Source organism: Polaribacter batillariae (genome assembly GCF_017498485.1).
GTDB lineage: Bacteria > Bacteroidota > Bacteroidia > Flavobacteriales > Flavobacteriaceae > Polaribacter > Polaribacter batillariae.
This window is the reverse complement of sequence record NZ_CP071795.1, coordinates 1,565,949-1,586,229: the sequence shown is the minus strand read 5'-3', so window position 1 is coordinate 1,586,229 and position 20,281 is coordinate 1,565,949. Positions and strand designations below refer to the sequence as shown.

Annotated in this window: 13 protein-coding genes; 12 read left to right on the top strand and 1 reads right to left on the bottom strand. The window is 30.8% G+C overall.

Annotated features, from left to right (window positions below; genetic code table 11):
• Positions 1 to 6 precede the first annotated feature (6 nt).
• From JL193_RS06910 to JL193_RS06855, 12 genes are all read left to right on the top strand, one after another.
• Positions 7 to 933 carry an SDR family NAD(P)-dependent oxidoreductase gene (locus tag JL193_RS06910; protein WP_207973088.1) on the top strand — a complete coding sequence of 309 codons (927 nt, stop codon included), beginning with the start codon at positions 7 to 9 and terminating at the stop codon, positions 931 to 933.
• Positions 934 to 939: 6 nt separating this feature from the next.
• The gene (locus JL193_RS06905; protein ID WP_207973087.1) at positions 940 to 2,238 is read left to right on the top strand and encodes a sugar MFS transporter; all 1,299 of its coding nucleotides are present in this window, start codon (positions 940 to 942) and stop codon (positions 2,236 to 2,238) included.
• 24 nt (positions 2,239 to 2,262) lie between these two features.
• Positions 2,263 to 4,191 (top strand): glucosamine-6-phosphate deaminase, encoded by a 1,929-nt coding sequence (nagB, locus tag JL193_RS06900; protein WP_207973086.1) that lies wholly within the window; start codon positions 2,263 to 2,265, stop codon positions 4,189 to 4,191.
• A gap of 18 nt (positions 4,192 to 4,209) precedes the next feature.
• Complete coding sequence (gene glmM / locus JL193_RS06895) at positions 4,210 to 5,601, top strand: phosphoglucosamine mutase (protein ID WP_207973085.1); 1,392 nt, start codon at positions 4,210 to 4,212, stop codon at positions 5,599 to 5,601.
• Positions 5,602 to 5,735: 134 nt separating this feature from the next.
• The gene (locus JL193_RS06890; RefSeq protein ID WP_207973084.1) at positions 5,736 to 9,680 is read left to right on the top strand and encodes a hybrid sensor histidine kinase/response regulator transcription factor; all 3,945 of its coding nucleotides are present in this window, start codon (positions 5,736 to 5,738) and stop codon (positions 9,678 to 9,680) included.
• Positions 9,681 to 9,884: 204 nt separating this feature from the next.
• Positions 9,885 to 11,375 (top strand): Ig-like domain-containing protein, encoded by a 1,491-nt coding sequence (locus tag JL193_RS06885; protein ID WP_207973083.1) that lies wholly within the window; start codon positions 9,885 to 9,887, stop codon positions 11,373 to 11,375.
• Positions 11,376 to 11,393: 18 nt separating this feature from the next.
• Positions 11,394 to 14,408, top strand: coding sequence for a SusC/RagA family TonB-linked outer membrane protein (locus JL193_RS06880; RefSeq protein WP_207973082.1), 3,015 nt, complete (start codon positions 11,394 to 11,396; stop codon positions 14,406 to 14,408).
• A gap of 11 nt (positions 14,409 to 14,419) precedes the next feature.
• On the top strand, positions 14,420 to 15,877 hold the full coding sequence (locus JL193_RS06875; RefSeq protein WP_207973081.1) for a RagB/SusD family nutrient uptake outer membrane protein: 1,458 nt from the start codon (positions 14,420 to 14,422) through the stop codon (positions 15,875 to 15,877).
• Between the two features lie 403 nt (positions 15,878 to 16,280).
• Positions 16,281 to 18,188 (top strand): acetate--CoA ligase, encoded by a 1,908-nt coding sequence (gene acs, locus JL193_RS06870; RefSeq protein ID WP_207973080.1) that lies wholly within the window; start codon positions 16,281 to 16,283, stop codon positions 18,186 to 18,188.
• Between the two features lie 46 nt (positions 18,189 to 18,234).
• Complete coding sequence (locus JL193_RS06865) at positions 18,235 to 18,432, top strand: hypothetical protein (RefSeq protein WP_207973079.1); 198 nt, start codon at positions 18,235 to 18,237, stop codon at positions 18,430 to 18,432.
• A complete protein-coding gene (locus JL193_RS17480) occupies positions 18,422 to 18,523 on the top strand; it encodes a GNAT family N-acetyltransferase (RefSeq protein WP_367890035.1) in 102 nt (33 codons plus the stop codon). Before JL193_RS06865 ends, JL193_RS17480 begins: the two co-directional genes overlap by 11 nt.
• Before the next feature lie 154 nt (positions 18,524 to 18,677).
• Positions 18,678 to 19,061 carry an RteC domain-containing protein gene (locus JL193_RS06855; protein ID WP_207973078.1) on the top strand — a complete coding sequence of 128 codons (384 nt, stop codon included), beginning with the start codon at positions 18,678 to 18,680 and terminating at the stop codon, positions 19,059 to 19,061.
• Here the strand turns inward: JL193_RS06855 and JL193_RS06850 are convergent.
• Complete coding sequence (locus JL193_RS06850) at positions 19,056 to 20,252, bottom strand: IS256 family transposase (RefSeq protein WP_207970621.1); 1,197 nt, start codon at positions 20,250 to 20,252, stop codon at positions 19,056 to 19,058. The genes JL193_RS06855 and JL193_RS06850 overlap by 6 nt on opposite strands.
• Between the last annotated feature and the right edge of the window lie 29 nt (positions 20,253 to 20,281).

Below are 20,281 nucleotides of genomic sequence, written 5' to 3'. Positions count from 1 at the left end.
AAAAAAATGAAAAAGTATTTAGTAACTGGAGGTGCTGGTTTTATAGGTGGACATATAGCTCAAACATTATCAGAAAAAGGTAATGAAGTTATTGTTTTAGATAGCTTAAGAACTGGTTTTGAAAAGAATATAAAAGAATACTATGTTAAGTATGTAAAAGGAGATATAAGAGATGCAGATTTAGTTAAAGAATTAGCTCACGGTACGTCAGCAATTTTTCACTTAGCAGCTTTAGTAAGTGTGCCAGAATCTTTATTAAAAATTGATGAATGCATAGATATAAATACAAAGGGTACAATAAATGTACTAGAAGCGGCAAAAGCAACGCAAAATTGTAAAGTAGTATTATCTACTTCTGCAGCAAACTATGGAGATAATCCAGTACTACCAAAAGTTGAAAGCATGACGCCCAAACCTTTAACTCCATATTCGATAACAAAATTAGATGGAGAGTATTATTTAGATATGTACTTAAAACAATGGAATGTGCAAACTTCATCACTTAGATATTTTAATGTTTTTGGCCCCCGACAAAATCCTAAATCTGCTTATGCTGCAGCTGTACCTATTTTTATAGATAAAGCCTTAAAAAATGAACCTATTACAATTTATGGTGATGGTAAACAAACAAGAGACTTTATTTATGTAAAAGATGTTGTTAGAGCTAATATATTGGCTTCGCAAAAAGGTGTTGGTGTATTTAATGTGGCTTTAGGGCAGAGTACTTCTATTTTAGACTTAGCAAATATAATTATAGAATTAACAAACTCTAAATCTAAGATTAAGTTTTTAGAAGAAAGACCTGGGGATATTAAACATTCAAAAGCAAATCCTTCTAAATTTCAAAAACTAGGTTTTAGCCCTAATTATTCTTTAGATGCAGCCTTAAAAGAGACAATAGTTTTTTATGAAAATGAATTAAAAATGAAATAATCAGTTATGCAAATAAGAAATAATTTTGTTCCAATATTAATCATTGCTGGTATGTTTGCAATTTTTGGTTTTGTTACTTGGATAAACGGTGCATTAATTCCATTTATGAAAACCGTAAACGAACTTACTGAAGCCCAATCATACTTAGTAGCCTCAGCATCATATATATCATTTGTAGTAATGGCATTACCAGCTTCCTATATATTAAGTAAAATTGGATACAGAAAAGGAATGTCATTAGGTTTAATTGTAATGGCTGTTGGTGCTTTAGTTTTTATTCCTGCAGCTCAAGCTCGTACATATTGGATTTTCTTACTGGCTATTTTTATTCAAGGTATAGGAATGACTATATGTCAAACAGTAGCAAATCCATACATAACAATTTTAGGACCAATAGAAAGTGGTGCAAAAAGAATAGCTATTATGGGTATAGCGAATAAAACAGCAGGTGCACTAGGATCTCTAATCTTTGGAGCTTTATTGTTATCGGGTATAGATGAAGTTAAAGAGAAATTGGCTATTGTAGCAGCTGATGAAAAATCAGCTTTATTGGACACAATGGCAAACAGTGTGTATGTACCTTACATTGTTATGGCTTTAGTTTTATTAGTATTTGGTTTATTGATGCGAAAAGCACCACTTCCTCATGTTGAAGCAGAAGTGTCTAAAAAAACAGAAGAAGGAATAACGACTAAAACTAGTGTTTTTCAATTTCCACATCTATGGTTTGGAGTCTTGGCACTCTTTGTATACGTTGGCGCAGAAGTAATTGCTGGTGACACTATAATCGCTTATGGCATTTCTTTAGGTTTTACTGGGGAAGAAGCAAAATATTTTACCACATATACACTTCTGGCTATGGTTGCCACATATACTCTAGGAGTTTTCTTAATTCCTAAATACTTAAAACAAAAAACAGCTTTAATAATAAGTGCTTTTTTAGGAATTGTATTTAGTTTTTGCATCATAAATTCTACGGGATATACATCAATTTTATTTGTAGCAGCATTGGGTATAGCTAATGCTCTTGTTTGGCCAGCAATTTGGCCACTTACTCTAGACGGTCTTGGAAAATTCACAAAAACTGGTTCAGCACTTTTAATTATGGCAATTTCAGGAGGAGCTATCATTCCACCACTATATGGAAGGTTAGTTGATTATAAAAAAGAAGAATTAATATTAGATAGTGTTGAACAATTACAAACTACAGCAGAAGCTGCAACAGGAAGTTACTGGATATTAATACCATGTTATGTTATCATCTTGTTTTTTGCTATTTGGGGACATAAACTAGAAAAAAAATAAATAAAAGTCAAATTATAACGTAAAATGATAAAAAGTAATATAGACAAAGCTACAGGATTTGAAAAGAGATTTGAGAACATCAGTACTGTAGTTTTTGAGAATTCAACATCAGCCTCAAAAGCCATTGCAAAAGAAATAGCAGACCTAATTAGAGTAAAACAATCTCAAAAACAACCTTGTATTTTAGGCTTAGCTACAGGTTCTTCACCAAAAGGATTATATGCAGAGTTAGTACGTTTACATAAGCAGGAAGACTTAAGTTTTAAAAACGTAGTATCTTTTAACTTAGATGAATACTACCCAATGGAGCCAGATTCTGTAAATAGCTATGTGCGTTTTATGCAAGAACAATTATTCAATCACGTAGATATTTTACCAGAAAACTGTCATGTTCCAGACGGAACTTTAGCTAAAGAAGAAATTAGAGATTATTGTGATCAATATGAAGCAAAAATAGAAGCTTTAGGTGGTATCGATTTACAAATCTTAGGAATTGGAGGAAATGGTCATATAGGTTTTAATGAATCTGGATCTTTACAGAATTCTAAAACAAGGTTAGTTGCTTTAGACCATATTACAAGAGTTGCAGCAAGTGGCGATTTCTCTGGATTAGAAAACACTCCAAGAACCGCAATTACATTAGGTGTTAAGAAAATAATGGAAGCCAAAAGAGTCATTTTAATGGCTTGGGGAGAAAAAAAAGCGAATATTATAAAAGCGTCTGTAGAAGATGAAGTTACTAGTTTAGTACCAGCTTCGTATTTGCAAGAGCATAGAAATGCTACTTTTATTTTAGATCAAGCTGCTGCTTCTAAATTAACAAGAATTAATACACCTTGGTTGGTAGAAAAAATTGTTTGGACAGATCACTTAATTAGAAAAGCAGTTTTAAGTTTGGCTTTACATTTAAAAAAGCCAATATTAATGTTAACAGATGCAGATTATATTGAGAATGGAATGAGTGATTTATTAGCAGACTCTGGTCCTGCTTATGACATCAACATAAAAATATTTAACAAATTACAAAACACAATTACAGGTTGGCCAGGTGGAAAACCAAATGCTGACGATAGTAAAAGACCAGAAAGAGCAGAACCAGCTAAAAAACGAGTATTAATTTTTAGCCCACATCCAGATGATGATATTATTAGTATGGGTGGTACTTTTAAGCGTTTACAAGAACAAGGTCATGAAGTGCATGTTGGGTATCAAACCTCTGGAAATATTGCTGTAGCAGATGATGAAGCTTTACGTTTTGCTAGTTTTGTATGCGATTATAATGAACAATTTGGAATCGAAAATTCTCAAGCTACAGACATTTATAAAAAAGCTGCAAAATTTTTAAAGAATAAAAAGTCTAGTGAAATTGATACAGAAGAAGTTAGACATATTAAAGGTTTGATAAGAAAAGGAGAAGCTAGAGCTACCTGCCATTTTATTGGAATTCCAGATAACCAAATCCATTTTATGAATCTCCCATTCTATGAAACTGGTGCTATAAAAAAGAACCCTATTGGTGTTGCAGATGTAGAAATTACTAAAGATTTAATAGAAAAAATAAAACCACATCAAATTTATGCTGCAGGAGATTTAGCAGACCCTCATGGAACACATAAAGTTTGTTTGGATGCTATTTTTGCAGCAGTAAAAGAACTAAAACCAAAAAAATTTATGAAAGATTGTTGGGTTTGGTTGTATAGAGGTGCTTGGCAAGAATGGGGAATTGACGAAATAGAAATGGCAGTTCCTATGGGACCAGACCAAGTATTAGAAAAACGAAAAGGTATTTTTAAACATCAATCTCAAAAAGATGGAGTTGTTTTTCAAGGTGCTGATAGTAGAGAGTTTTGGCAACGTGCAGAAGATAGAAATAGCGAAACTGCAGAATTGTACGACCAATTAGGGTTGTCTCACTATGCAGCTATGGAAGCCTTTGTAAGATGGCATTATTAAACTTCAAAAAATTAAATAATGACATTAATAAAATCGATCTCAGGAATTAGAGGAACCATTGGAGGCAAAATAGCCGATAATTTAACGCCAATAGATGCTGTTAAGTTTGCATCTGCTTATGGAGCTTTAATAAAAAAGAGAAACCCAAACAAAGAAAAACTTACAGTAGTTATTGGTAGAGATGCCCGTATTTCTGGTAAAATGATTTCTAGTTTGGTTGCCAACACTTTGGTAGGTTTAGGAATAGATGTTATAGATTTAGGTTTGTCTACCACACCAACTGTAGAAGTAGCAGTTCCTTTAGAAAATGCAGATGGAGGCATTATTTTAACAGCTTCTCACAACCCAAAACAATGGAATGCTTTAAAATTATTAAATGAGAAAGGCGAATTTTTAAATGGATCAGAAGGAGAAAAGATTTTAGAATTAGCAGAAAGCGAAGATTTTGCTTTCGCAGAAGTAGATGATTTAGGAAGCAATACAAAAGACACTTCTTATGTAGAAAAACATATCAACGAAGTTTTAAATCTTGAATTGGTAGATGTAGAAGCCATAAAAAAAGCAAACTTTAAAGTGGTTGTAGATGCCGTAAATTCTACAGGCGGAATTTTTATTCCTGCTTTATTAAAAGAACTAAATGTAGCATGTGTAGAGTTGTACTGTACACCAAATGGACAATTTCCTCACAATCCAGAACCTTTAAAAGAACACTTAACAGATATATCTGAATTAGTTGTAAAAGAAAAAGCAGATTTTGGGATTGTAGTAGACCCAGATGTAGACAGACTAGCTTTGGTTTCTGAAGATGGCTCTATGTTTGGAGAAGAATATACGTTGGTTGCTTGTGCAGATTATGTTTTAGGAAGATTAAAAGGAGGAAACACAGTTTCTAACTTATCATCCTCTAGAGCTTTAAGAGATGTTACCCAGAAACATGGAGGAAAATATACAGCAAGTGCAGTTGGAGAGGTAAATGTTGTAATAAAAATGAAAGAAGAGAATGCTGTAATTGGTGGAGAAGGAAATGGAGGAATCATTTACCCAGCATCACATTATGGACGTGATTCTTTGGTAGGAGTTGCGTTGTTTTTATCGCATTTAGCAAATCAAAAATTATCTTGTAAGGAGTTGAGAGATTCGTACCCAAGTTATTTTATGAGCAAAAATAAGATTCAATTAACGCCAGAAATAGAGGTTGATAATATCTTAGAAACTATGGCTACAAAGTATGCAGACGAAGATGTAAACACCATAGATGGTGTAAAAATAGATTTTACTGAAGAGTGGATTCACTTGCGTAAGTCTAATACAGAACCCATTATTAGAATTTATACAGAAGCAAAATCACAACAAGCTGCAGATGCTTTGGCAGAGAGATTTATTAATGAAATTAAAAGTTTATTTGAATAAAAAATATAATTATTTGATGTGATTAAAGCTATGACTTCTTATCAATGATAAGTAGTCGTAGCTTTTAGTTTTCAATTGAAAATTTTTAAAAATAAAAAACTTAATTATATTTAGAGAATTTTAAATTAAAAAGATTGGAGAAAAAAATAATTTTAACACTTCTCATCCTACTAACTTGTTTTTACAGTAATAGTCAAGATGTATCGTTATTAAAAGTTTTGAATACTCAAAATGGGTTATCAAATGGACGTGTAACATCTATTGCTCAAGATAGTATTGGTTTCATTTGGTTGGGAACAAAGAATGGTTTAAATAGATATGATGGATCTTCAGTAAAGATTTATAATAATAGTAATAGTAATTTAAAATCAAATGATATTTCTGCAATTAAATTAGATTCCAAAAATAGACTTTGGATTGGTACTATTGGTAAAGGAATAGTATTATATAATGCCCAAAAAGACAAGTTTATTTCTTTAAATATTAACGTTAACATAAACAAAATTTATGAAGATTCGAGTAATAAAATTTGGATAGGAACAAATAAAGGATTAATGATTTACAATGAAGTTGATAAAAGTTTTAATCCAGTAAGAAAGTTTCAGAAACTAAACATATCAGCAATAATAGAAATAGATATATACAGTTTTTTAATAGGTACAAATGGTAAAGGCCTATATCTTTTTAACTCACAAACTCAAACATTAGTCCCTTATTTAAAAGAAAATCTTTTAAATCCTACATTTATAAATGTTTTACACAAGTACAATTCTGGTGAAATTTTAATAGGTACAAATGGGAATGGTATTTTAAGTTTTTCTAAAGAGAAAAATACATTAACTAATTTTTTGAAAGATAAGATTAAAGCATCAATAATTAGGAGTATTTATACTGATGAAGATAATAATTTATGGATAGGAACTGATGGGAAAGGAGTATACAAAGTTTTAGAAAAAAATAATAAACAAAAAGTAGAAATAGAGCACTATTATAAAGATAATAATTTACAACTTAAATTAGTAAATAATACAGTTAATTCAATATATGAAGATAATCAAAAAAATATTTGGATTGCAACTGCTTGGAAAGGTGTAAATATTATTCAAAAAAGACAAGATAACTCTGATTTCTTCTTCAGTGATTTTTTTGGGATAAAACCCTCACCAGTACTATCAATATTTAAAGATAAAAAGGATATTTTGGTGGGTACAGATGGAGAAGGGTTAACTGAAATAGAGTTTTCTCAAAAAATAAGTACCAATAAATATTTAGAAAACGATTATATCCAAAAGATAAAAAAAACAAAAAATGGAAATTATTGGGTAGGTACTTTTTCTAATGGGCTATTTTATTTAAATAATAATAAAGGCATTATAAAAAAATATCAGAGAAGTTCTAACATAAGAAACTCACTTCCATATAATGATGTAAGAGATATAGATATAACAGGTTCTGGTGACTTATGGATTGCAACATGGGGTGGTGGCTTAAGTTATTTAAATACACAAACAGAAAGCTTTACAAACTTTAATTATAATAGTACTAATAATTCTATAAGTAGTGATAATGTGCTAGCCATAGAAAGAGATAACGGTAACTTATGGATTGCAACATGGGGTGGTGGCTTAAATTTTTTTAACGTTAGCAGTAAAGAATTTATAGACTATAATCTAGAAGACCAATTAGGCAATTCAGGTAGTAATTATATATACTCTTTAAAGAAAGATAAAAAAGAAAATTTATGGTTAGGTACAAAAAAGGGGTTAGTTAAATTCGATATTAAAAAGAATAAATTTGAAAAAATCACAATTGGCTTTTCCGACAATTCAAACACAGTTGTAGCTGTATTAATTTCTAACGAAAAAATTTGGTTAAGCACTAAAGAGGGTATTTACAGCTATAATCCAACTACTAGAAATATAACTTCATTTAAAGATTTTAAAGGAGAGTATCATATCAATTCAGCTTATAAAGACGAAGAAGATATGTTGTATTTTGGTGGTAATGAGGGTTTTATAAGGTTTAGCCCAGAGAAAGTAAATAGTAGTGTTGATATCCCAAAAATTGTTTTCACAGATTTTAAGCTCTTTAATAAAAGTATAAATAGTAATACAGAAGGTATTTTAAACAAACATATTCCATTTGAAAAAACAATAACCTTAAATCACAACCAAAATGTTTTTACTTTCAATTTTTCGACGTTAGTATTTCCTTTTGCTACTGGTACTCAATTTTCTATAATGATGAAAGGTTTTGAAAAAGACTGGAGATTTATTGGCTCAGAGCAATCTGCTACATACACAAACCTTTCTCCAGGGAGTTATAATTTTTTTGTAAAAACAAAAACAGTTGATACTAATTGGAGTAAACCTATAGGCATAAAATTAATAATCAAACCTCCTTTTTGGCTTACGTGGTGGGCTTATGTAATATATTTTTTCTTTTTAGTTTTAGCAGTCTTATTAGTTAGAAAGTACACCATTAATTGGATAAATATTAACAATAAGTTAGAATTTGAAAAACATAAAAGGGAAGATCAAGATAAATTACATCAAATAAAACAGAGGTTTTTTGCGAATATTTCTCACGAAATTAGAACTCCACTGACTTTAATTATGAGTTCTTTAAATGTTTTACAAAGAGAAGACACTAACAGTGTTGAAAAAAAATCAATTGCAGTCGTAAAAAACAATACACGAAGATTGTTAAATTTAGTAAACGAACTTTTAAACTTTAGAAAACTAGAAACAGGTAATTTAGATTTAACAGTTCAAAAAACAGATATAGTTAGTTTCACTAAAGAGATTTTTTTAGCTTTTTCTCAAGAAGCATTAATAAATAATCTTAAATATAAATTTGTTGGTAAAGAAAAACCTATTCAATTGTGGATAGACAGAATACAATTAGAAAAAGCAATATTTAATGTTTTATCTAATGCTTTTAAATTTACTCAAAATGGAGGCAAAATATCAGTTAGTATTGAGAAAAATGAATCCAACATCCAAATTTTAATTTCTGATAATGGTACAGGAATATCAAAAGACAAACTACCACATATTTTTGAAAGATTTTATCATAGTAAATATAGAGGTTCACAAAAAGGTTTTGGTATCGGTCTTTCAATTGTAAAAGATATAATAGAACTACATAAAGGTAAAATTACTGTTACGAGCAAGGTAGGAGAAGGTAGTATATTTTCCCTTTTACTACCATTAGGTAAAGATCATTTCTCCGGTAATCAAATTAAAGAAGATATAATAGAAGAGGAGCATATTGAAAATTATAAAAAGGGTAAAGTAAATATAAACTTTAAAGAGTTTAAAGGAAAAGTAATACTATTAGTAGAGGATAATAAACATTTAAGGGAATATCTAAGGGATCTTCTTTATGAGAACTATCTAATCATTGAGGCAGAAAATGGTGAAGAAGGGTTGCAAAAAGCACTGCATAATACTCCAGATTTAATCATAAGTGATGTTATGATGCCAAAGTTAGATGGTTTTTCATTATGTTATAAAGTTAAAACAGATGTTCGTATTAGTCATATACCAATAATATTATTAACTGCTAGATCTTTTTCTATAGACAAAATAGAGGGACTAAAAAATGGTGCTGATGATTATTTAATTAAACCATTTAATGAAGAGGTGCTTAAAGCTAGAATTTATAATTTACTAAGAAATAGACAACTAATTCACGAGAGATTTTCTAAAGATACCATATTAACACCTAAAGACTTAGTACTAAGTTCTCCTGATGAGTCTTTTTTAAAAAAATTGGTAGAATTACTAGAGAATAATATAGAAAACTCAAATTTCAATGTAGAAGAATTATCATTAGAAATTGGAATGAGTCATTCAAGCTTATATAAAAAGATAAAAGCCCTTACAGGTATGACAATTGTTGGTTTTATAAGAGACTTTAGATTACAAAGAGCTGCGCAATTATTAATAAATAATAATTTATCAATAATTGATGTATGCTTTATGGTGGGATATACAGATAGAAAACACTTTAGTCAGGAGTTTAAGAAAAAATTTAAAGTTTCTCCAAGTGTTTATATTAAAGAAAACCAGTAAATTAAGATAATTAAACACTCAAAATATAGATTTTATTAAGAATACTTCTATTTTAAACAAAATCTATTCAAAATACGATATTACACCCCTCATTTTATGAAAATCATCATAATATAAAAACTGATTATAATATAATTTGGCACAAAATATCTATGTCTATCATAGTTATTATCAATCAAAAATAATTCAAAACATAATCAAATTATGATGAAAACAAACTTTAAATTTAAATTAGCTCTTCTAGCTTTACTGTTGTCACTATCGTATTCTTGTGAAAACGAAGAATTAGAAGTACCTCTTGAAACTATTGAAATCAACACCAATGATTTTTTATTAGCGATTGATGAGGTAAAGCAAATTGTAGTAAATGCTTCTCCAGGTAATGCTACTCAAAATGTATCATGGTCTTCAAGTGATGAAAATGTGGCTCAAATTCAATTTAATGAAAATGGTCGTGTTGCCGGTGTAAAAGGTCTCTCATTAGGTAGTGCAACATTAACTGCAAAATCTAATAATGGTACTGTAATGAAATCTATAAATGTACAAGTTATTGTAAAAGTTGAAAAAATTGAGTTAGTAGAAGAACCGATTAATGATCCTTCAAAAACCAAATACAATGTTGTTTTCACGCCAGCAGATGCAACATTTCAGACCGTAGTTTGGTCATCTAGTGATTCAAGTGTTATTTCTGTATCTAGTAATGGTGAGGTTACCGCAATTTCACCTGGTGTAGCAGTAATTACAGCAACGTCAGAAGAAGGCGCTAAGACAGCATCAGTAGAACTAAATGCAAGCGGAAATCCTACAATATTAGGTTTGCAATATTGTTCCATTTCAGGAACTGGTGGGTATAATGCAGACACGATAACAACTACAGGAGCGGATGTTAATTTAAATTATAGTGGATCACAACCTGCAGGAAATTATGAGTTATCTACAGAAAAATTGGTGGTTGCAACAGATACACAATTTTCAATGGGGCTTACACAATCAAACAATTGGTCTAAATCAAAAGTATGGATAGACTGGAATGGAGATAAAGACTTCGAAGATGCTGGTGAGTTAGTTGCAGAGTTTGGTTTAGATAGTCAACTTAATAATGGACCTTTTAATGGTAGCATAACAGTTCCTAGTAGTGCAGCTTTAGGGGTAACCAGAATGAGAGTTCAAACTTTAGATGCGTGGGTAAATTACGGTTTATGTGGTGATGTTGCTAACCAAACGACAAAAGATTTTGAAGTAGAAATTTTAGGTGTTTCTTACTGTGCTATTACGGGTACAGGAGGTTATAATGCAGATACAGTGGTTACAACAGGTGCTAATTCTAATTTAAATTACAGTGGTTCTCAGCCTGCTGGAAATTATGAGTTCTTTACTGCTGAAACTTTAGAGGTAACTACAGGTAGTTCTTTTACATTAGACATAAGTCAATCTAACAATTGGTCAAAGACTAAAGTATGGATAGATTGGAACGGTGATGGAGATTTTGAAGATGCTGATGAGTTAGTTGCAGAGTTTGGTTTAGATAATCAGCTTAATGATGGGCCTTTCTCTGGGACAGTAAGTATCCCAAATTCAGCAACCAAGGGCAATACAAGGATGAGAGTTCAAACTTTAGACGCTTGGGTTACTCATGGTCTGTGTGGTGCTGTAGATAATCAAACAACAAAAGACTTTAAGGTTACAATCCTTTAAAATATTTAAATTTATATTATGAAAAAAATAATAATAGCAATACTCTTTACAATTACATCACAGTTACTAATTTCACAAGAGATTATCACAGTACAAGGAACTGTTAAAGCTGATTCTGATAAATCGGTACTGCCATACGTAAATATAATAATAAAAGGTACTCAAATAGGTGTATCAACAGATTTTGATGGTAACTTTACAATTGCTGCACCAAATAATGGCACACTTGTAATAAGTTATCTTGGATATGTTACTAAAGAAGTCGAGATAAATAAGCAAAAGACTATAAATATATTTTTAAAAGAAGATGCACAACAACTAGATGAAATAGTGGTTGTTGGATACGGATCTCAGAAAAAAAGTGATGTAGTTGGATCTGTATCATCGGTAAAAGTATCCGATATTCAAAATATACCATTACCTAGAGCAGATGAGGCTTTACAGGGTCAGGTTGCTGGGGTTAATATAACGAATAATGATGCATCACCTAATGCTAATATATCTATTAGAGTAAGAGGGGTTACATCAATCAATGGAGGTAATAATCCATTAATCGTTATAGATGGTGTGCAAGGTGCTAGTCTTAGTGATATACATCCTAATGATATTGAATCTATGGAAGTTTTAAAAGATGCCTCTGCAACAGCTATATATGGATCTAGAGGTGCTTCAGGTGTTATTTTAATTACTTCAAAAAAGGGTAGAAATAGAAAGCCAGTAATTACATATAATACTTTTATGTCTATACATCAAGTACGTAAAAAGTTAGATTTAATGAATGCCTTTCAATATTCTAATTTCATTAATGAAAATAGAACTGCCAGAGGTTTACCAACAGTTTTTACAAATGCAGAGATAGATAACTTCAGAACTAATTCTACAGATTGGCAAAATGAAATTTTTAGAACAGGTATTTCAACAAACCATCACCTTAATATAAGTGGTGGGTCAGATAATATTGTGTACAGTCTTTCAGGTGACTTCATAGAAAATAAAGGTGTCGTATTAGGTTCAAAATACACAAGATATTCATTTAGACCTAATATCACATATAAGCATAATGATAAATTAAAGATTAATTTGAATTCATTTGTTTCTTTAGCTAAAGACAATCCTACAGTTTTAAATAGTAGAGATAGACAAGGAAGTCCAATTTATGCAGCACTTTTATTTTCTCCAACAAAACCAGTATTCAATGCAGATGGTACATACTCTCAACCAGGTGGAGGTGCTGGTTCTAATACAGAGTTTAATCCAGTTGCGTTAGCTTTAGAACCAATTAGAGATAATTTTTCTGATAGAATAATTCTTAATCCAAGTGTTGAATACGATTTTAATGAAAATTTTAGTATTAAAGTGATGGGGTCATTTCAATCTATAAAAGATGAAAATAATTTCTATTACAATGAAAAGGTGGTGAATGGTGGTGAATCAGATAGAGAAGCTTCAATTGCAAATAGTAAATGGACAAGCTACCAAAACTCTAACATTTTGACATATAATAAGAAAATAAAAGATCATAATGTAAAAATAACAGGTGTTTTTGAACAACAAATCATTAAATCAAATAATAATTTTATAAGTTCAAGCAATTTTCTTTCTAATGCAAATACATATAATAATTTAGGTTTAGGTGCTTCACCAGGTATACCATTTTCTTACAAAGAAGAACAATCACTAGAATCATTTATGGCTAGAATAGATTATTCTTATAAAGGTAAATATTCTGTTACCTTAACAGGAAGGTCGGATGCTTCATCAGTATTTGCTAAGAATAATAAAAGAGCTTTTTTCCCTTCTGTAGGTCTAGCTTGGAATGTTTCTGAAGAAAAATTCTTAAGAGATGCTAAAAATATAAATTCTTTAAAAATTAGAGCTAGTTATGGAGAAATAGGGAATGCTGCAATCTCTCCATACCAGTCATTATCTCAACTTGTAACTGGCGCTAACTTTTCATTCAATGGTAGTACATTAACCTCGGGTGTTAATTTATCTACACAAGCTGAAAATCCAAACTTAAAATGGGAAACTACCAAACAACTAAACTTTGGTTTTGATCTAGGTTTGTTCAATGGCGCATTGAACATAGTTGCAGATTATTATAAAAAGAACACAGTAGATCTACTACAAGAAAGAGCCTTATTTCAAGCTTCAGGGTTTCAAACTCAATTAGTAAATGCAGGTGAAGTTCTTAATGAAGGTTTTGAAATTGCAATTTCTGGAACTCCCGTAAGAAATGATAAGTTCAAATGGAATACGAACCTAACGTTTTCAATGAATAGAAATGAGGTATTATCTTTAACAGACAATCAAACAAGCGTTAGATTAGGAGGTGCAGGTTTACCTGGTTTCTCTGATGCTATTTGGCTAGAAGTTGGTCAGCCAATAGGTCTTATTAAAGGATTAGAATATGCAGGTGTCTGGAAAAGTAATGAGGCGGTACTCGCATCAGCTTATGGGACTACTCCTGGTTCTCCAAAATATGTAGATCAAAATAATGATGGTGTAATCAATAATGATGATTTTATCAATATTGCTAATGCATTACCAGATTATACTTTTGGCTGGAACAATACTTTTACATACGGAAACTTTAGCCTAAATACTTTAATTATTGGTTCACAGGGTAATGATATCTATAACATTGGTAGATCTAGAACAGAATCAAGTGATGATGGTACGAGTGTTAACCTTTTAAATGCTTGGACACCCAATAATGAAAACACAAATGTACCAGGGCATGATCAGGTTGGGGCTTTTCGTAATTCGAGTAGATGGGTTGAAGACGGTTCATATCTAAGATTAAAAAATGTAACACTAGGATATGATTTTTCAGATGAGGTAACTAATTCTTTAAATATTTCATCTCTTAGATTGTATTTCACGGGTACTAACCTTTTAACAATTACAGATTATACAGGTTTTGATCCTGAATCAAATAATTCTAACGGTGTAGATACTTTCGCAGGTGTAGATTTAGCAACATATCCGTCACAAAAGAGATATACATTAGGTTTAGATATAAAATTTTAAAATAAAGAAAAATGAAAAAATATTTAATTTTTATAGTTACAATAGTTTTCACTCTCTCATTTATAAAATGTGCAGATGTAAATTTAGAAGAAACTCCACAATCACTTCTTAGCCCTAACTCTTTTTTTACTACTGAAAGCGAGTTTGAGGCAGCATTAACAGGAACTTTCCAAGCATTATATACTGGTTATTCTGGTTTTGACTATGGATATCCTCTTATTATGACTTCTGGTGCAGAAGATGTAAGATCAGATGCTGGTATTTTTAGAGATTTAGATAGGTTAAGCCCTAATGGAAATGATCAATCTATTCTTAATGTATGGAGACAGTTATATCAATCAATTGCGAATGCCAATACAATAATTGGTAATATTAAAAATGCAAAAGATATACCAGCTCAAAGATTGGGTGAACTGGAGGGGCAAGCTAAATTTATTAGAGCATTTAACTTTTTCTTTCTAGTAAGATGGTTTGGTGAAGTACAACTAACTACTTTCGAAAATCAAACAGATATAGAGAATCTTAAGCAATCATCTGTAAAAGAAATATATGATTCTATAATTTCAGATTTAACTGATGCTGAAAATAAGTTACCACTTTCTTTTCCAGATCCCGGTCGCCCAACAAAAGGAGCAGCTCAAGCTTTATTAGCCAAAGTATATTTAACAATGACAGGTTGGCCTTTAGAAGACGCTTCATATTATGCAAAGGCAAGAGATAAAGCAGATGAAGTGATTAAGAGTGGTGTGTATGATCTAGAGCCTAACTTCTCAGACTTGTGGCAAGAGTCAAATAAACTTTCTAATAAGGAATTTATTTTTGCTTTTTATGGATCAATTGCTGCTGGAGGCGTTTCAGGAAGCCATATGCATATAGCTTCTCGCCATTGGGGTAATGGAGAAGGAGGTTGGGGTGATTTCTACAGTGAAGATAGATTTTTCAACGCTTTTCCGGATAGTCCTAGGAAAGATGCAACGTTTACATCTGTATTTGCAGATGGTACAGACTATGTTACTGCAGGTGTTCAACCTCATATGGCTAAGTACAGAGATGCTGGACAAACGATTAATGATGATGGTGAAGGTTTTAATGTAATGCTTAGATACGCAGACGTTTTATTAATTTATGCAGAAGCAGCAAATATGGCAGGAGGTAGTCCTTCAGCAAGTGCTTTAGAGGCTATTAATAAAGTAAAAAGAAGAGCAATGGGATTAAACTTTAATACGCCAGCTCCTGCTGTAGATTTATCTTCGGGGATGTCACAAAGTGATTTTGATGATGCTGTTATAAATGAAAGAAATTGGGAATTGGCTTTTGAATTAAACAGATGGTTTGACTTGGTAAGAAAGAAAATGATTGTACAAGTAAATCAATCAATACACCCTAATGTTACAGAAAATAATAGATTACTACCTAAACCAACTGCACAACTAATTCCTGGTGTTTTAGAGCAGAATCCTGGTTATTAATTTGTTAAATTAGTTTTCATATTTGAATTATTGAAAAAGGCCAACCGTAGTAAAATACTGTTGGCTTTTTTTTTACTTCATTTATCAATTAGTAAAAGCAGTATTATTTTGGATATAGAAGTTTTTCCTTGGAAAGAAAAAATAGTTTTTAAAAACATAAACAATTATCAACAAGTTCTAAATTGGGTTAGTGGTGAGTTTAGTCTATATCAACAAGAGTCAATTAATGGTTTATAAATTTATAATCCCAACAGTTATATTTTAATTAATAAAATTGCAAAATAGTAATAATATATTAGCAATTATTAAAACTAATTGTTTGGGTATAAAAAATAGAAACAAATTAAAACTCGTCTTTGAAGTTTTCAAAAACTATAGTCAATTTCAAATTACATCATAAATTATGAGCAACTATCACATTAAGCATTTAGAAGAATATTATCAAGTTTATAGAAAATCTATAAGAGAACCAGAAAATTTTTGGGAAGAAGTTGCAGAAGAGCATTTTTTATGGCGAAAAAAATGGAATAAAGTATTAGAGTGGGATTTTAAAAAACCAGAAATTAAGTGGTTTCAAGGTGCACAATTAAACATCACTGAAAACTGTATTGATAGGCATTTGGCAACAAGAGCCAATAAAACGGCTATTTTATTTGAACCAAATAATCCAAATGAACCAGCAGAACATATCAGCTATAAACAGTTATACAAAAGAGTAAATCAGTTTGCAAATGTTTTAAAAGAACAAGGAATTAAAAAAGGAGATAGAGTTTGTATTTATGTACCAATGATTCCTGAATTAGCAATCGCTACATTGGCTTGTGCAAGAATTGGTGCCATTCATTCAGTTGTTTTTGCAGGATTTTCATCCACAGCTTTATCAACAAGAATTAATGATGCAGATTGTAAAATGGTTATTACTTCTGATGGTTCATACAGAGGAAAAAAAACAATAGATTTAAAAGGAATTGTAGATGAAGCTCTAGAAAGCTGTTCTTGTGTAGAAACAGTTTTGGTAGCAAAAAGAATCAATTCAGATATCGATATGAAAGAAGGTCGTGATAAATGGTTGCAACCATTATTAGACCAAGCATCAACATCATATAAAGCAGAAATTATGGATGCAGAAGATCCTCTCTTTATTTTATATACTTCTGGATCTACAGGAAAGCCAAAAGGAATGGTACACACAACTGCTGGTTATATGGTCTATACTGCTTATACGTTTAAAAATGCATTTCAATATACAGAAAATGATGTGTATTGGTGTACAGCAGATATTGGTTGGATTACTGGACATTCTTACATTGTTTACGGACCTTTAGCCAATGGAGCAACTACAGTTTTGTTTGAAGGTGTACCAAGTTATCCAGATTTTGGACGCTTTTGGGAAATTGTAGAAAAGCACAAAGTAAATCAATTTTATACAGCACCAACTGCAATTAGAGCGCTTGCAAAACACGGAACAGAATTGGTAGATAAATACGATTTGTCATCATTAAAAGTATTAGGATCTGTAGGAGAACCCATCAATGAAGAAGCCTGGCATTGGTACAATGACAATGTTGGGAAGAAAAAAAGTCCGATTATAGATACTTGGTGGCAAACAGAAACTGGAGGGATGATGATAACTCCAATCCCTTATGTAACCCCAACCAAACCAACGTATGCTACTTTACCATTTATAGGAATTCAACCTTGTTTAATGGATGAAAATGGAGAGGAATTAAAAGGAAACCAAGTAGATGGAAGATTGTGTATAAAATTTCCTTGGACATCTATGGCAAGAACTATTTGGGGCAATCATTTACGTTACAAAGAGACCTATTTTTCTGCTTTTAAAAACAACTATTTTACTGGTGATGGAGCCTTAAGAGATGAAGTAGGTTACTATAGAATTACAGGTAGAGTAGATGATGTCATTATAGTTTCTGGGCATAATTTAGGAACTGCCCCAATTGAAGATGCAATTAATGAGCATCCAGCAGTTGCAGAAAGTGCAATTGTAGGTTTTCCTCATGATATTAAAGGAAGTGCATTGTATGGATATGTGATTTTAAAAGAAACAGGAGAAAGTAGAGATCAAAACAACTTACGAAAAGAAATCAATCAAATTATTACAGAACATATTGGACCTATTGCAAAGTTGGATAAAATTCAGTTTTCAGAAGGCCTACCAAAAACACGTTCAGGTAAAATTATGAGGAGAATTTTATGTAAAATAGCTTCAAACGAATTAGACAATTTAGGAGATGTTTCTACATTATTAAATCCAGAAGTTGTACAAGGTATTATAGATAATAGGTTGTAATAACTTTATGTTTTAATTTATTTCTCACTTATCAAATCAAAAAATAATGAAAATTTATAAATTAAAAATAATAAATCAAAGCATTGTCCAAGATTTTGAAAGATTAATACCTCAACTTTCAAAAAAATGTATTCCGCCTACAGGCAAAGAACTTAATAGTATAATTAAATTAAAAGCGGCAGATCTTTTTTGTAGCAGAGGAAAACACCAAAATTATTGGTTCATTATCATTAGTGTCAAATAAAATTCCAACTAGGCAAAAAGTATGGATAGAAGATGTTATAGTTGATAAAGATGCTAGGAGAAGAGGTATTGGAAAAGAATTGATGTTATAAATTATTCAAAAAATAACAATACAAAGAGTATAAATTTAACATCGAGTCCAGAAGGAGAAATAGCAAACAGAATGTATCATAATATAGGATTTTTTAAAAAAAAGACAAATGTTTATAGAATTCAGTTAGAATAAAATATGTAAAAACCCAAGGATTGAAAAAATATGAAGAAAAAGTAAAAGAATTAGAAAACAAATTAGAAATATTAGAATCTGAAAATGAAGATATTTTAAAAATAGCAGAAGAAGGTATTAAAATAACAAAGAAAACTCTTATAGAAATAAGAAACGCTGTAATTAAGAAACCTTTTAAAAGTAATTTAGATGAAATAAAATTCTTCAAAACATACAAACCTCAAATATATAGTAAGGTAATATATTATGTAACATTGTTTAATATTGAAAGTAAAAGACCAAGGAGTAGTAATAAATCCATTACCAAATATTTAAATAATTATATAGATAAGTTGCAAATATATTTTAAGACACTTTCCCGCAAAGTGTGTAAGTTAAAAATTACAGGATTAAATTTTTCATAGTTTAATCCTGTTTTCAAATATAGCCAAAAATTGGTTAAGAATGATACCCCAATTTCTAATAGGCAATGTCCATTTTTTTGTTGATTCTCTCAAAGCTAAAAATACGGATTTAATTACAGCATCATCTGTTGGATATGAGAGTTTGTTTTTAGTGTATTTTCTAATTTTCCCATTTAAGTTTTCTATCAAATTTGTGGTATAAATAATGGTTCTGATTTCTAATGGGAAATCGAAGAAAACAGTGAGTTCATCCCAATTGTTTTCCCATGATTTAATGGCATAAGAATATTTAGAGTTCCATTTATTTTTAAAGTCTTCTAAGGCTGCTTTTGCTGCTTCTTTTGTAGGAGCTGTATAGATTTGCTTCATATCTCTTGTAAAGGCTTTTTTATCTTTCCAGACTACATATTTACAAGAGTTTCTGATTTGATGAACCACACATATTTGTGTTACTGAATTGGGAAAAATAGTTTTAATGGTGTCTGTAAATCCGTTTAAATTATCAGTTGCTGTAATTAAAATGTCTTGTGTTCCTCTGGCTTTTATGTCGGTTAAAACGCTCATCCAAAAAGAGGAAGATTCGTTTTTTCCTAACCAAAGTCCTAAAACTTCTTTTTTACCATCTACTCTAAGACCAACAGCAATGTAAATTGTTTTATTGATGACTTTGGAGTTTTCACGAACCTTAAAAACGATGCCATCCATCCATACAATCAGATAAGTAGCTTCTAAAGGTCTATTTTTCCAAGCAATAATGTCAGCTGTAATTTTATCTGTGATTCTAGAAATGGCTGAACTAGAGATGTTATAATCATACAATTCTCGTATTTGTTCTTCGATATCTGTAGTACTCATTCCTTTGGCATATAAAGAAATAATCAGGTTTTCAACTCCATCTGCAGTACTTTCTCGCTTTTTAATAAGCATTGGATTGAAAGTAGCATCGCGATCTCTTGGAACTTTTATTTTAGTTTCTCCTAAATGCGTCTTTATGGTCTTGGTGCCATAGCCATTTCGTGAATTAGGATTGTTGCTTTTTTGATGCTTATCGTAATCTAAATGCGCATCTAATTCGCCTTCTAAAATCTTTTCTACACCACGTTTGTGCAGTTGTTCTATAAAACTGGTTAGTTCTGAACCTGTTTTAAATTGTTTTAAAAATTCTTCGTTTAATAAATCTTCTGGTTTCATAATAAAAGTGTGTTTATAAATTTAGTGAT

Excerpts from the sequence above, each read along its gene's own strand:
- JL193_RS06875 (WP_207973081.1), top strand. The coding sequence starts at position 14,420 with ATGAAAAAATATTTAATTTTTATAGTTACAATAGTTTTCACTCTCTCA.
- glmM (WP_207973085.1), top strand. The coding sequence starts at position 4,210 with ATGACATTAATAAAATCGATCTCAGGAATTAGAGGAACCATTGGAGGC.
- JL193_RS06865 (WP_207973079.1), top strand. The coding sequence starts at position 18,235 with ATGAAAATTTATAAATTAAAAATAATAAATCAAAGCATTGTCCAAGAT.
- JL193_RS06910 (WP_207973088.1), top strand. The coding sequence starts at position 7 with ATGAAAAAGTATTTAGTAACTGGAGGTGCTGGTTTTATAGGTGGACAT.
- JL193_RS06905 (WP_207973087.1), top strand. The coding sequence starts at position 940 with ATGCAAATAAGAAATAATTTTGTTCCAATATTAATCATTGCTGGTATG.
- JL193_RS06880 (WP_207973082.1), top strand. The coding sequence starts at position 11,394 with ATGAAAAAAATAATAATAGCAATACTCTTTACAATTACATCACAGTTA.
- acs (WP_207973080.1), top strand. The coding sequence starts at position 16,281 with ATGAGCAACTATCACATTAAGCATTTAGAAGAATATTATCAAGTTTAT.
- nagB (WP_207973086.1), top strand. The coding sequence starts at position 2,263 with ATGATAAAAAGTAATATAGACAAAGCTACAGGATTTGAAAAGAGATTT.
- JL193_RS06850 (WP_207970621.1), bottom strand. The coding sequence starts at position 20,252 with ATGAAACCAGAAGATTTATTAAACGAAGAATTTTTAAAACAATTTAAA.
- JL193_RS06885 (WP_207973083.1), top strand. The coding sequence starts at position 9,885 with ATGATGAAAACAAACTTTAAATTTAAATTAGCTCTTCTAGCTTTACTG.